Here is a 13,417-nt window from a genome sequence, read left to right on the forward strand (position 1 = left end):
TCACTTTACTTCAGCCGTGCCTTCCAGGACCGGGAGCAACGCGGCGGTTAGGGTTGGTTCGACGGTCAATGGCGAGCGGAATCGAGGAGAAGCGAATGTCGAACATCGACTACGAGGTGCGCGACGAGGTCGCCTACGTGCGAATCAACCGTCCGGACAAGCACAACGGCCTCACCTTGGACATGCTCGACGACCTGGCACGGGCCGCGGACCGCGCGAAGAACGACCACTCGCTGCGCGCGGTGATCGTCTCGGGCGAGGGCAGCTCGTTCAGCTCCGGCCTCGACTTCGCCTCGGCGGGCAAGGAGCAGCGCCGCCTGTTCATGAACTTCGTACCGAAGCGGATCTCGGCCGCGAACAGCTTCCAGGCCGCCGCGTGGGCCTGGCGCAGCGTGCCCGCGCCGGTGATCGCCGTGGTCAACGGACACTGCTACGGCGGCGGCCTGCAGATCGCGCTCGGCGCGGACTTCCGCTACGCCTCCACCGAGGCCGATTTCTCGATCCTCGAGGCGAAGTGGGGCCTGATCCCCGACATGTCGATCTCCGCGTCGATCGCCCAGCTCACGACCATCGATGTCGCGAAGCGCCTGACGATGACCGGCGAGATGTTCACCGCCAAGCAGGCACTGGAGTGGGGCCTGGTCACCGGCGTCTCCGCCGACCCGATGAAGGACGCCCTCGAGCTGGTCAGCAAGCTCAAGGAGCGCTCGCCCGATGCGGTGGCCGCGTCGAAGGCCCTGTTCGAGAACACCTGGTACAGCGGCTCGCGCCTGTCCTTCCCCGTCGAGCAGGCGCTCCAGCTGGGCCTGTTGCGGGGCCGCAACCACACCATCGCGCGCACCGCGGCGATGAACAAGGAGAAGCCCACCTTCATCGAGCGGCAGTAGCCGGGCCCCGCCGTCCGGCCCCGTCAGCCGCCGGGCGTCACGACGCCGTTGTCGAACGCGAAGACGATCGCCTCGGCCCGGTTGCGCACGCCGAGCTTGGTGAAGATCGATCCGATGTGGCTCTTCACGGTCACGATGGAGATCACCAGCTCGGCGGCGATGTCGTCGTTCGACAGTCCGCGCCCGACGAGGGCGAGCACGTCGATCTCCCGGGAGGTCAGCCCGGTGCTCGCCGGGCCCGCCGGTGCCGCGCTCGCCGCCGGTGCCGCGCGGTAGGTCTCGAGCACGCGGCCGGTCACCGCGGGGTCGAGGACGGCCTCGCCCGCCGCGACCAGCCGCACGGCGCGGATCAGTTCCTCGGCTGGTGAGTCCTTGAGCACGAAGCCCGACGCGCCGGCGCGCAGCGCCTCGGACAGCAGGTCGTCGTCGCGGAACGTGGTGAGAACGAGAACCGGTGGGGCGCCGGTCTTCCCGGTGAGGCGCCGGGTGGCCTCCATGCCGCTCATCCGCTTCATCCGCAGGTCCATCAGCACCACGTCGGGCGCCGACTCGGCGACCGCGCGGGCCACCTCGTCGCCGTCGGAGCACTCGGCCACGACCTCGAAGCCGTCGCGCCGGCGCAGGATCCGGCGGAGCCCGAGGCGCACCAGGTCCTGATCGTCGACCAGCAGCAGTCGGATCGGCGGGTCGGTCACGGCCATGACGGGGGCTCCTTGCGGACGGTCGAGCTCGGGTGGGTGACCGGGAATCGCGCGTCCACCAGCCAGGTCCCGTCGACGGGGCCCGTCGTCAGTGTGCCGCCCGCGCTCTCGACGCGCGCCCGCATGCCGTCGAGGCCCGTCCCGCCCGGGGCGCGGCGGGCACCGTCGGGCACGGGACACGCGACCCGGACGGTCAGCCCGTGCCGCTCCCGGGCCTCGACGGTGACCACGACCCGTGCGCCCGGCGCGTGCTTGACGGCGTTGGCGAGGGACTCCTGGACCACGCGGAAGGCGGCGAGACCGGAGGTACCGGTGAGCGCCGTCGGCGCGGTCCGCTGGTCCAGTGCCACGGCGAGACCGGCGCGCTCGAACGACGCGACCAGTTCGGGGATGTCGGACAGGCCGGGCTGCGCGGATCCGGGCCCGTCGATGCGCAGCAGCTCGATGGTGTTGCGGATGTCCTTCATCGCGGTGCGGCCCTGGGTCTCGGCGTCCTGGAGGGCCTCGACGGCCTCGGCCCGGTCGTCGTCGGATTCGAGCGCGCGCCGGGCGGCGGTCACGTTGAGCAGCACGACGGCGAGCGAGTGCGCCACCACGTCGTGGACCTCCGCGGCGATGGCGGCGCGATCGAGTGCGGTGCGCGCCGCCTGTGCGCGGCGCTCGGCGCGCAGCAGCAGGAGCTGGTTCTGCATCAGCAGGCCGACCGCGGCGCCGAAGCACACCGTCAGCACGATGAGCCAGGCCTGGTGGATCGCGCCGAGCACACCGGCACCGATCACGACGGCGAGGTACACGGCCAGGTGGACCGCTGCCACCCGCACCGTGCAGACCGCCGCGACCTGGGTGATGCCGAGGATCAGCATGAGCGGCACCACGTCGAAGGTCGCGGGCACGCACCAGAACAGCACCGCTGTGCTCAGGGTGGCCACCGTGTGCGCGGTGATCGACACGGAGCGGGCGTTCACCAGGCTCGCGACGAGGTGCACCAGCGACAGGGCGATCGCGGCCCCCAGCCACACCCACTGCATGCCCACCGGTCCGGCGAGGACGCGCGGGGTGACGGCGCCGATCACCAGCAGCACCATCGCGGCCTCGGTGATCGTCATGTAGTACGGCGGGTACTCGTAGCCCAGCTGCGCGAGTACACGCCGGTACCGCGCCTCGAGCCACCGCAGAGCGCGCATGGCTTGCATCGTAGCCGCGCGGGCGGCCCGGTTCATCCGCCCGGGGGCGGATCCGAGGCTCCGCCCCCGGGTGGGGCCGCGAATCCGACCTGAGCACGCTGACCTGCTTCGATGCGATCGATAGCGTCGAAGACGACTCGGGACACCCACCGGGCACGGGAGAAGGAGCAGGACCATGATCACTGTTGGAGTCGTCACCGCGTTCGTCCTCGCGATCGCAGTTCTCACCCACGACCGCGACGGCCTCGACTTCGGCGCGCGCGAGGTCCACCGCGCGGTCGCCGAGCGCGACCGCCGGACCGGGCCGCTGGGCACCGTCGTCCCCTGAGCGCCGGCCGCCGCCCGCAGGAGAGCCCGGGCGTGCACAATCGATGAAGGAGGACGATATGACCACGATCACACGCGCCGCCCGATCCGGTCTCGGCAGCGGGCTGGCCGGCACCGTCGCGCGCACCCTGTCGATCCCCGAACCCGCCTGGCATCTCTGCGATCCCGCGCGGCCCGGAATCACGGGCAGGAACTCGGACGACGCCGGTCCGGTGGCCGACGGTGCCGGGCTGCGTGCGGCGCCGTCGCTGCCGATGGGCCGGGTACGGGCATCGCTGTCGTACACCCTGCGCGAGGGGGACGTGGTCTTCGCCGCGTCGGAGCGGTACGGGGACGTGTTCCGGTCCGAGTTCGCCGGCGGCCCGGGCCGGATCGTCATGCTGTCCAACCCCGCCCACATCGCGTCGCTGATGTCGCGGCCCGACGATGCGCCGTCGGCGACCCGATTCTCCCCGCTGCGGCCGATCGTGGGGCCGGACTCGGTGCTCACGGCGGTGGGGCCGCGGCACAAGCAGCAGCGCGGGCTGCTGCTGCCGCAGTTCCACGGCCGCGCGGTGGCCGAGTACCAGCAGCGCATCGACGCCGCCACGGCGCGTCGCATCGACGAGTGGCAGCCGGGGGAGCGGGTGGCGCTGGCCGACATCGGGCAGCAGATCACCCTCGACGTGATCATGTCGGCGGTGTTCGGCATCGACGACGAGGTGGGCGCCACGCCGGCGGAGAGCGCGGTCCGCTCCTCGATGATCCGGCTGCTGCGCCTCTCGACGCACCCGCTCGCGACCGTGGTGCAGCTGGTCAATGCACGCAGTCCCGAGCCGCGGGGATTGTTGAAGCTGGTGCTCCGCCCGCTCGACCGGGCGATCTACGCCGTGATCGCGGAGCGGCGCCGGGAGGGAGCGGACGGGCCGGACGGCGGGGGTCGTTCCGACATCCTCACGGTGCTCATGGCCGCGCGCGGCGACGACGGTGCGCCGCTGGCCGACAGTGAGATCCGCGACGAGCTGCTCACCCTGGTGCTCGCCGGGCACGAGACCACGTCGAACTCCGTGGCGTGGACCTTCGAGCGCCTCACCCGCAACCCCGAGGTGTACCGGCGGGCGGTCCTCGCCGCCCACGAGGACGACGAGGCCTACCTCGAGGCCGTGATCAACGAGTCGATGCGCAGCCGTCCGGTGGTGCCGATCGTCGCGCGGGAGCTGCTCTCGGACTGGCGGTTCGGCGACTACGTCGTGGATCGCGGTGTGGTGGCGCTGATCTCGATCCTGTTGCTGCACCACCGCGAGGAGCTGTACCCGCGACCCCATGCGTTCGACCCGGACCGGTTCCTGGGGGTCAAGCCCTCACCGCAGAAGCTCATGCCCTTCGGCGGCGGCACCCGGCGCTGCCTCGGCGCGGGCCTGGCGATGGCGGAGCTGCGGGCGGTGGTCACGCAGATCCTCCTGCGCGTCGACCTCGCGATGACGGACGCCCCGGCCGAGCAGCCGCGGCACCGCAATGTCACCATGATCCCCGCGAACGGGGGCCTGGTGACGGCGCTGCGCCGCGGCTGACATCAGGCCCGCGTGCCCCGCTCGTCGCCGAGCCGGACCGGCGCGATGTCGGCGAAGAGATCGCCCGGGCCCGGGTTCGTCGACGGTGTGCGTCCGCCCAGGTGGTGCACGACGCCCCAGACGGCGTTGAGCGCGGTCTGCAGTGCGCCCTCGGCCCAGCCGGCGGTCCACGAGATGTCGTCGCCCGCCAGGAAGAAGCCCCGGTGCCGCGGGGCGAGTTGCTCCTGCATGAAGTGCGTGTAGAGGCGCTCCTGGTACCGGTAGTGGCCCGGCAGGTTCGCCTTGAACGCGCCCATGAAGTAGCGCTCCGTCTCCCACGACACGGTCTTCGGCGTGGCGATGATGTGACTGCGGATGTCCACGCCCGGATAGATCTCGCCGAGCGACTTGAGCATGAGGTCCATCCGCGCGTCCACGTCCAGCGGAAGCACCTTGAGGGAGTCGTCGGACCAGGTGTAGCTCAGGCAGATCACGCCGGGCCGGTCGGGTCCGTGGTCGAGGAGGTAGGTGCCGCGGCTCATCCGGTCGGTGAGGGTCATCGACATCGTGTCGCGGCCGGTGGCCGGGTCGACGTCGAGCCAGAACGGGCGGTCGACGAGCGCGAACACCTTGGAGCTGCCCATGTAGTGGGTGCGCTCCACCGCGGTCCAGTGGTCGATGGGCAGCAGGTCGTCGTCGCAGTCGATGGTGTTGAGCAGCATCCAGGCCTGACCGGTGAAGATCGCCGCGGGGTAGGTGCGGGTCTGCCCGCCCGCGTCGACCAGGGTGTAGCGCGGCTCGCCGCCGGGCCCTGCGGTGCGCCGGATCTCGGTCACGGCGGGGCGGTGCTCGCCCCCGTTGAGCTCCTTGACCGACCGGGCACCGTCGAAGGCGTTCTCCCAGAGGTGCTTCGGCAGCCGGTCCGCTCCGCCGACGATGCCGCGGTGGTGGTCGTCCGCGGCGGTGCAGGTGACGCGGAGGATCTCGAGCATCGAGTTCGGGTAGTCGGTGTCCCACCCGCCGGTGCCGAATCCGACCTGCCCGAACAGCTCCCGGTGCGCGAAGGAGCGGAAGTGCTCGGAGGCGGTGAGGAAGCCGTAGAAGGTCTGGTCGTCGAGCTCCTCGACGAGGCGCGACCACACGGCCCGGATCCGGGGCACGTCCCGCGCGCGGATCGCGTCCTGCAGCTCCGCGGCGTCGGCGTAATCGGCGAGCGTCGCGTCCCAGGCCTTCGCCACCTCGGCGAACTCGGGCGGCAGGTCCGCCGCGGTGCGGGCGTAGTGGCTGCGCCCCTTGAGGTCGATGACGGTGCTGGGCGTCGCCTCCGCGAGCGGGTTCGGGAAGGCCTGCGTCTGCAGTCCCGCGAGGTCCAGGTAGTGCTGCAGCGTGGTCGACGAGGGCGGGAAGCGCATCGCGCCCATCTCGGCGACGAGGTCGTCGTCGTAGCCGGGGAAGCGCTCGCTGCGCATCCGTCCGCCGATCCGGTCCGCTTCGTACACAACCGGTTTGAGCCCGATCCTAGCCAGCTCGTAGGCGGCGGTGAGCCCGGCGAGGCCGGCGCCGATGACGGCGACCTCGGTCCCCAGCGCCGCGTCCGGGACACTGCCCAGGCCGTCCGGATGGGTCACCCAGTCGTCGTACGCGAAGGGGAAGTCGGGCCCGAACATGGTCAGGGGTTCGTCCGCAGCGGACGGGCCGTGGGCGGGCATGGCGGGTTGGGTCATGTGGGCTCCTGGGGTGGCGGGGCTCAGTACAGGTCGGTGCGCCGGTCGCGCAGGTGGGTGTTGACGGTGCGCGACCGCGCGAGCAGCTCGGGGTCGACGTCGAACACCAGGAGGGCCTCGTCCGTGCCGGCGCGCGCGGCGACGGTGCCGTCGGGTGCCGCTCCGGTGCTCAGGCCGCAATACTCGAGGGCTCTCTCGCGGCCGCAGTGGTTGACGTAGGCGATGTACAGCTGGCTTTCGTAGGCCCGCGCCGGGACGAGCAGCTCGGCCACGAGGCCGAAGGGCTCCATGAGCCCCGTGGGCACGAGGAGAAGGTCGGTGCCCGCGTCGGCGTGCGCGCGAACTGCCTCGGGGAACTCGACGTCGTAGCAGGTCAGCAGGCCGCACGTCAGGTCCCCGAACGGGAACTGCACCGGCAGCTCGTCGCCCTGTGCGAAGACCGCGCGGTCGAGGTCGCCGAACAGGTGCGTCTTGCGGTAGTGCGCGAGTTCGGCCCCGTCGGGCGCGATCACGGTGGTGGCGTTGAAGACCCGATCCCCGTCGCGCTCCGGGTAGCCGGCGACGACGGCGATGTCGTGCCGGCCGGCGATGCCCGCGAGCGCCGCGTGGTACTCGCCGCCGCGGGGACGCGCGAGTTCCCGTGCCGCCGGGCCGATGTCGTAGCCGGTCACGGACAGCTCGGGGGTCACCAGCACCTGCGCGCCGCGGGCTGCGGCCCGGGCGGCGGCATCGTCGATCGCGGCCAGGTTCCGCGCCACGTCCGGCTCCGGTCCCAGGCCCTCCGGTCCCTGGAACATCGCGACCGTGACGGTCATGACGCAGCCCTCTCGGCGGTGCGCAGCCGCGAGTGCCGGTAGCCGTAGCCGAAGTACACCGCGAGGCCGACCGCGGACCAGATGGCGAAGGCGATCCAGGTCGGGGCCTCGAGCTGCAGCATGAGGTAGACGCAGAAGCCGATGCCGAGGACGGGGATGACCGGGAAGAGCGGCGTCTTGAAGGCCCGGGGCAGGTCGGGACGGGTTTGACGCAGGACGATCACGCCAACATTGACCAGCGCGAAGGCGAACAGTGAGCCGATCGAGGTGGCGTTGGCGAGCTCGCCCAGGGGGACGAACCCGGCGAGCACGGCGACGAGCGCACCGACGATGAGGATGTTGCGCACGGGCACGAAGGTGCGCGGGTGGACCTTCGCGAAGACCTTCGGCACCAGGCCGTCGCTGCCCATCGTGTAGAGGATGCGGGTCTGGCCGTACATCACCGCGAGCACCACGCTGGCGATGGCGATGACGGCACCGATCGAGAGGATCACGGACGGCCAGGTCTGACCGGTGACGCCGGTGAGGATCTTCGCCAGGGAGGCCTCGGAGCCGCCGAACTCCTGCCAGGGCATGGCGCCGATCGCGGCGAGGGCCACGAGGCAGTAGAGCACCGTGATGATGCCGAGCGACAGGATGATGGCGCGTGGCAGGTCGCGGGTGGGGTTCTTGGCCTCGTTGCCGGCGGTCGACGCGGCGTCGAAGCCGATGTAGGAGAAGAAGACCATCGCCGCGGCGGCGGTCATGCCGTTGACACCGAAGGGCATGAACGGGCTGAGGTTGCCGGACTTGAAGGCGGTGAACGCGATGGCGCAGAAGAACACCAGCACGCAGAGCTTGAGGACCACCATCGCCGTGTTGAGCCGGGCGCTCTCCGTGGCGCCGCCCACCAGCACGAGGCACGCGAGCGCCACGATCACCATGCTGGGGATGTTGACGATGCCGCCGTCGCCGGGCGGAGCGGCGATCGCGGCGGGCAGCTCGACGTCGAACAGGGTGCGCAGGAGCTCGTTGATGTACTGGCCCCAGCCCACGGCGACCGCGGCGATGGAGACGCCGTACTCGAGCAGCAGGCACCAGCCGCAGACCCACGCGAACAGCTCGCCGATCGTGGCGTACGCGTAGGAGTAGGAGCTGCCGGACACGGGGATGGTGCCGGCCATCTCGGCGTAGGAGAGCGCCGAGAACAGCGCCGTCACCGCGGCCAGGATGAACGCGACGATGACCGACGGGCCGGCCTTGGGCGTCGCCTCGCCGAGGATGACGAAGATACCGGTTCCGAGCGAGGCGCCGATGGACAGCGCGGTCAGGTGGCCGAGGCCCATCGACCGCTTGAGCTGCGGTCCTTCGTGCTCGGCGGCGCTGTCGGCCAGGATCCGGTCGACCGGCTTGCGGGCGATGAGGCCCGCCGCGAACGGGTTCACCGGGCGTTCACCGCGAGCACGGACAGCAGCTCGTACGCGACGTGCGCGGCCGCGACGCCGGTCAGTTCGGCGTGGTCGTAGGGCGGGGCCACCTCGACGACGTCCGCGCCCACCACGTCGGTGCCGACGAGCGCACGGATCGTGTTCAGCAGTTCACGGCTCGTCATGCCGCCCGCCTCGGGCGTGCCGGTGCCGGGCGCGTGCGCGGGGTCGAGCACGTCGATGTCGACGGAGACGTAGACGGGGCCGCCGGCACCGTCGGGCCCGGCGAGGCGACGGCGCATGCGGTCGATGACCGTCGACAGGCCCTCGTTCTCGTAGTCGTCCGAGCGGACCACCTGGAAGCCGAGCACGCCGTCGGCGGTGAGGTCCTGCTCGCCGTAGAGCGGGCCGCGGATGCCGATGTGCATGGACCGTTCGAGGTCGATCAGGCCCTCCTCGCTGGCGCGGCGGAACGGGGTTCCGTGCGTGTACGGGGCGCCGAAGTAGGTGTCCCAGGTGTCGAGGTGGGCGTCGAAGTGCAGCACCGCGACGGGGCCGCGGTCGGCCGCGACGGCGCGCAGGATCGGCAGTGCCAGCGTGTGGTCGCCGCCCAGGGTGAGCACCTTGGAGCCCGCCGCGCGGAGGCGCGCGATCTCGGCCTCGACGGTGCCGAGCGCCTCCACGATGTCGAACGGGTTCACCGCGAGGTCACCCGCGTCGGCGACCTGGTGCACGGCGAACGGGGAGACGTCGAGCGCGGGGTTGTAGGGCCGCAGCAACTTCGACGACGCCCGGATGTGGCCCGGGCCGAACCGCGCGCCGGGGCGGTAGCTCACGCCGGAGTCGAAGGGGATGCCGAGCACCGCGACGGCGGCGGAGTCCACCTCGTCGAGTCGGGGCAGGCGGGCGAAGGTCGCGGGGCCGCAGTAGCGTGGGACGAGGCTCGCGTCAACGGGGCCCTGAGGCTGGGGCTGGGTTTCGTCAGGCACGGATCGATCCTCTCGCAGGGGCTGCATTTGTGGGCCGGATCACATAGTGTGGGACATCGATCGACTTGTCAACTTGAGTTTCCTGAAAGGAAACAGGCGTTGGATGTGATTGCTCCGGGTGTGGATGCCCTCTCGCCGGTGCCGGATCAGGTGGGCGGGGCGCTCAAGGCGGCCCGCCGGTCCCGGCGACTGACGCTCGCCGACATCGCGGAGCGGGTCGGCGTCACCAAGGGCTATCTGTCGAAGGTGGAGCGAGGGCTCGCGGCACCGTCGATGGCCGTCCTGGTCCGGTTGTGCGAGGTGTTGGAGGTCCCCGTCGGGTCGTTGTTCGACGGTGGCGCGGCGGGCTCGGTCGTCCGCGCGGACGACTACCCCGGGGTGAGCCTCGGTGGCATCGGTCTCGCCGAGTACCTGCTCACGCCGTCGGCCGAACAGCGGATTCAGGTGCTGCTCAGCGAGATCGAGCCCGGCGGCGGCAGCGGCGACGAGTCCTACGCGCTGCCCGCCGAGGTGTGCTTCGTGATGGTGCAGCGCGGGCTGCTGCACCTGGCCTTCCCGCCGGAACCGGGCGTCGAACTGGCCGTCGGGGATGCGATGACCTTCGATCCGGGGCGCGCGCACACCTTCGCCGCCGGACCCGAGGGGGCGCGTGTGCTGTGGGTGATGGCGCCCGCGTTGCCCGGGCGGTCGGACGGCGAGGCGGGGGTGGCTACGCCCCGGTGAAGTGGGGCGGACGCTTGTCCAGCATCGCGGCGACCGCCTCGTGATGGTCCGCGGTCGAATGCGCGATCGTCTGCATCGCTGCCGACAGCTCGAGGAGTGCTTCGAGGCTCTGGTGCTGCCCCTCGCGGAGCAGGCGCTTGGTCATCCGTAGGGCCTGCGGCGGGTTCGCCGCGACGCGGTCCGCGAGGGCGCGCGCAGCGGCCAGTAGATCGTCGGGCTCGACGACGTTCGACACCATGCCCCACGCCAGCGCCGTCTCGGCGTCGACCGCGTCGCCTGTGAGGGCCATCTCGGTGGCGCGCGCCATGCCGACGATGCGGGGGAGCAGCCACGCCCCGCCGTCGCCGGGGATCAGCCCGACTTTGACGAAGCTCTCCGCGAAGACGGCCCGCGTGGACGCCACCCGCAGGTCGCACATCATCGCCAGATCGCAGCCCGCGCCGATCGCAGGACCGTTCACCGCCGCCACCGTGGGAACCTCGCAGTGGTACAGCGCCCGCGGAATGCGCTGGATGCCGTGCCGGTAGCCCTGTCGCTGCTGGGCCGCGGTGCCGCCGAACATGCCCTCCTTGTCGCGCATGTGCTTGACATTGCCGCCGGAGCTGAACGCCGAGCCCGCGCCGGTGAGGATCGCGACTCGGACCTCGTCGTCGTGGTTGACCGCGTCGACGGCGCGCTCGATGGCCTCGATCATCTTCTCGTCCGACACGGGGTTGCGCGCCGCGGGGTCGTTCAGGGTCCAGGTGACGACGGGGCCGTCGCGCTCGATCAGGAGGGGTTCGGTCATGACCTCGACCCTATGCCGACGATCCCGGCTCCCGTACCCAGTCGACTCCGAATCGGCGTGCCAGCACCCGCTCCCCGGCGGGGGTGACGCGCACGGCCCGATACAGGGGGAGGCGTTCGGCCCAGCCCGCGGAGAAGAACCGGTCGCAGAGTGCCCGGCCGGCGCCACCCGCGAGGTGGTGCCGGGTCTCCGTCCAGTCGATGCAGTATCGGACCAGTGGGCGGGCGGCACCATCGGGGAGCGTCACGCCGAGGTCGTCGAGGAAGGCGAGGCCGTCGTCGGTCAGGCGGTAGTCCAGCTCCCGGCCTGCGGAGGCGGGACGGTCGGCACCGTCGTCGTGGAACAGTCCGTCGCCGCCCGTCAGATGCCCGTGGTCGAGCAGCGAGCCCATGATCGCGACGCCGAGGCGGCCCGCGAGGTGGTCGTAGCAGGTGCGGGCCGTGCGAAGGCGCTCCGCGCGGGTGGTCGCCTTGAGCGAGCTGACCGGCTGCGGCGGGGCGAACGCGGCCAGTCGCTCGACGAGGTCGGCGACCTCGGGCCCCGCGATCCGGTACCAGCGGTGGCGGCCCTCGGACCGGACCGCGAGGAGGCCACCGTCGACGAGGCGCCGGAGGTGGCCGCTCGCGGTGGGCCGGGACACCCCGGCCTCGTCGGCCAGGACGCCGGCGGCGAGCTCCCTACCACCCAAGAGGGACAACAGGATCCGACTGCGGGTGCGGTCGGCGAACAGCTCGCCGATCCCCGCCAGATCCGCATCACCGGGCATCGCTGCGCACCTCCTGCTCCCCGGGGGCGGTGGCGCCGATGCTGGTGACCACCCCCACCACGAGTATGACCGCGACGGCGGCGAAGGTCACCGCGAGCGCGGTGGAGGTGCGGCCGGTCGCGTTGTAGAGCGCCCCGAATCCGGCGACGCCGAGCGCCCCGCCCGCCTGGCGTGCGCAGTTGAGCACCGCCCCGGCGAGCCCGGCGTGCTCGGGCGGCGCGGCGTCCAGCGCGACGGAGGTCATCGCGGGCATGGCGAGCGATGCGAGCCCGATCAGGCCCATCCCCGTGACGATCGCGCCCGGGTGGGAGGCGCCGACGGCGACGACCAGCGCACCCGTCGCCGCGCACGCGAAGCCCGCGACCATCGGAGGTCGCGGACCGGTGCGCGCGGTGACGAAGCCACTCGTAGTGGATCCGAGCGCGACGACGACCGTCATCGGCAGGATCGCCGCCCCGGTCTCGAGCACCGTCAGGCCGTGCACCTGCTGTAGCGCCAACCCGACGACGAGCAGCGCCCCGTACAGCGCGAAGTTGAAGACCAGCCCGGTGATCGCCGCGCCGCGGAACGGTCCGCTCGCAAGCAGACCGCGGGGAACCATGGGGTGCCGCGCGACGTATTGGGATGCGACGAATGCGCTGGTCGCGAGCAGGGTGGCCGCCGCCAGGGCGCCCGCGAGCGCAGCGCGGCCCTGACCGAGCTCGATGAGGGCGGCGGTGCCGAGGGCCAGCGCCGCCGCGCCGATGGTCGCGCCCCGCACGTCCAGCGGGCGGGCGTGCCGCGGCGAGTCGGGCACCGTCGCCCACACCGCCAGGCCCGCGAGGACCGCGACCGGCGCGCCCACCCAGAACACCGCCCGCCACCCCGCGCTCGCGGCCAGTAGGCCACCGATCGGCGGGCCGGCCGCGAATCCGGCGCTGGCGATGCCGCCCCAGATCCCCAGTGCCCGTGCCCGTTCCGCGGCGCCGGGGTAGAGCTCGCCGATCATCGCCAGCGAGCTGGGCAGGATCATCGCCGCTGCCACGCCCTGCACGATGCGGAAGCCGATCAGTGTCGCCCAACCGGGGGCCAGGGCGCAGCCGGCCGTGGACAGCGCGAACAGTGCGAACCCGAGGACGCAGACCTGCTTGCGCCCGAATCGGTCCGCCGCGGGGCCGGCGAGGAGCATCAGCGCCGCGAACGGGATGGTGTAGCCGTCGACCGCCCACTGCGCGAGGCCCAGATCCCCGCCCAGGTCGCGGGTCATCGAGCCCAGGACCACGTTGACGACGGTGGCGTCGAACTGGATCAGGCCGAACGCCAGGGACAGGGCCAGGAGTGCGACGGTGCGCCGCCGATCGGATTGCATGGCTCCAGCGTGGTGCCGGAACGGTTCGGCGCCCGCCGAACAGTTCGCCGTGGGTGATTTCCGCCCGTGCGAGGCCATGCCGTAGCATGTTGCGAGCGTCGTGAGACGTACGCGGGCGTAGCTCAATGGTAGAGCCCTAGTCTTCCAAACTAGCTACGCGGGTTCGATTCCCGTCGCCCGCTCAGATGGAAAGGCCCTGGTCGGAGTAGGTTTCCGGCCGGGGTCTTTGCC

Annotated in this window: 13 protein-coding genes and 1 tRNA gene; 5 read left to right on the plus strand and 9 right to left on the minus strand. The window is 71.8% G+C overall.

Features of this window, described 5'->3' with window-relative positions:
- Positions 1 to 95 precede the first annotated feature (95 nt).
- Positions 96 to 887 (plus strand): crotonase/enoyl-CoA hydratase family protein, encoded by a 792-nt coding sequence (locus HF999_RS05220; protein ID WP_168544848.1) that lies wholly within the window; start codon positions 96 to 98, stop codon positions 885 to 887.
- Positions 888 to 910: 23 nt separating this feature from the next.
- On the opposite strand, the gene HF999_RS05225 is transcribed toward HF999_RS05220, so the two are convergent.
- Both HF999_RS05225 and HF999_RS05230 read right to left on the minus strand, forming a co-directional pair.
- Positions 911 to 1,588 carry a response regulator transcription factor gene (locus tag HF999_RS05225; protein WP_168544849.1) on the minus strand — a complete coding sequence of 226 codons (678 nt, stop codon included), beginning with the start codon at positions 1,586 to 1,588 and terminating at the stop codon, positions 911 to 913.
- Entirely contained in the window at positions 1,579 to 2,772 is a 1,194-nt protein-coding gene (locus HF999_RS05230; protein WP_168544850.1) for a sensor histidine kinase, read from the minus strand. Before HF999_RS05230 ends, HF999_RS05225 begins: the two co-directional genes overlap by 10 nt.
- Before the next feature lie 175 nt (positions 2,773 to 2,947).
- Between HF999_RS05230 and HF999_RS05235 the strand changes: the two genes are divergently transcribed.
- Together HF999_RS05235 and HF999_RS05240 are read left to right on the plus strand one after the other, a co-directional pair.
- The gene (locus tag HF999_RS05235) at positions 2,948 to 3,100 is read left to right on the plus strand and encodes a hypothetical protein (protein WP_168544851.1); all 153 of its coding nucleotides are present in this window, start codon (positions 2,948 to 2,950) and stop codon (positions 3,098 to 3,100) included.
- Between the two features lie 58 nt (positions 3,101 to 3,158).
- Complete coding sequence (locus tag HF999_RS05240; protein ID WP_168544852.1) at positions 3,159 to 4,649, plus strand: cytochrome P450; 1,491 nt, start codon at positions 3,159 to 3,161, stop codon at positions 4,647 to 4,649.
- Between the two features lie 2 nt (positions 4,650 to 4,651).
- Here the strand turns inward: HF999_RS05240 and HF999_RS05245 are convergent, their stop codons facing one another.
- Genes HF999_RS05245 through speB form a run of 4 tightly spaced genes read right to left on the minus strand, consistent with a single transcriptional unit; the run spans position 4,652 to position 9,562 of the window.
- Complete coding sequence (locus HF999_RS05245; RefSeq protein WP_168544853.1) at positions 4,652 to 6,352, minus strand: flavin monoamine oxidase family protein; 1,701 nt, start codon at positions 6,350 to 6,352, stop codon at positions 4,652 to 4,654.
- Between the two features lie 23 nt (positions 6,353 to 6,375).
- Complete coding sequence (locus HF999_RS05250; protein WP_168544854.1) at positions 6,376 to 7,167, minus strand: carbon-nitrogen hydrolase family protein; 792 nt, start codon at positions 7,165 to 7,167, stop codon at positions 6,376 to 6,378.
- Positions 7,164 to 8,591, minus strand: a complete 1,428-nt coding sequence (locus tag HF999_RS05255) for an amino acid permease (protein WP_168544855.1) — start codon at positions 8,589 to 8,591, stop codon at positions 7,164 to 7,166. The genes HF999_RS05250 and HF999_RS05255 overlap by 4 nt, the downstream gene beginning before the upstream one ends.
- On the minus strand, positions 8,588 to 9,562 hold the full coding sequence (speB, locus tag HF999_RS05260; protein WP_312854022.1) for an agmatinase: 975 nt from the start codon (positions 9,560 to 9,562) through the stop codon (positions 8,588 to 8,590). Before speB ends, HF999_RS05255 begins: the two co-directional genes overlap by 4 nt.
- 138 nt (positions 9,563 to 9,700) lie before the next feature.
- Between speB and HF999_RS05265 the strand changes: the two genes are divergently transcribed.
- Positions 9,701 to 10,285, plus strand: coding sequence for a helix-turn-helix domain-containing protein (locus HF999_RS05265; protein WP_312854023.1), 585 nt, complete (start codon positions 9,701 to 9,703; stop codon positions 10,283 to 10,285).
- Here HF999_RS05265 and HF999_RS05270 read toward each other — a convergent pair.
- The 3 genes from HF999_RS05270 to HF999_RS05280 are packed head-to-tail and all read right to left on the minus strand — an operon-like array spanning position 10,272 to position 13,186.
- Complete coding sequence (locus HF999_RS05270; protein WP_168544857.1) at positions 10,272 to 11,072, minus strand: crotonase/enoyl-CoA hydratase family protein; 801 nt, start codon at positions 11,070 to 11,072, stop codon at positions 10,272 to 10,274. The genes HF999_RS05265 and HF999_RS05270 overlap by 14 nt on opposite strands.
- A gap of 10 nt (positions 11,073 to 11,082) precedes the next feature.
- The gene (locus HF999_RS05275) at positions 11,083 to 11,838 is read right to left on the minus strand and encodes an ArsR/SmtB family transcription factor (protein WP_168544858.1); all 756 of its coding nucleotides are present in this window, start codon (positions 11,836 to 11,838) and stop codon (positions 11,083 to 11,085) included.
- Entirely contained in the window at positions 11,828 to 13,186 is a 1,359-nt protein-coding gene (locus tag HF999_RS05280; protein WP_168544859.1) for an MFS transporter, read from the minus strand. The genes HF999_RS05275 and HF999_RS05280 overlap by 11 nt, the downstream gene beginning before the upstream one ends.
- Before the next feature lie 111 nt (positions 13,187 to 13,297).
- Between HF999_RS05280 and HF999_RS05285 the strand changes: the two genes are divergently transcribed.
- Positions 13,298 to 13,368, plus strand: a tRNA-Gly gene (locus HF999_RS05285).
- Positions 13,369 to 13,417 lie beyond the last annotated feature (49 nt).

Source organism: Tsukamurella spumae (assembly GCF_012396015.1).
Lineage (GTDB): Bacteria > Actinomycetota > Actinomycetes > Mycobacteriales > Mycobacteriaceae > Tsukamurella > Tsukamurella spumae.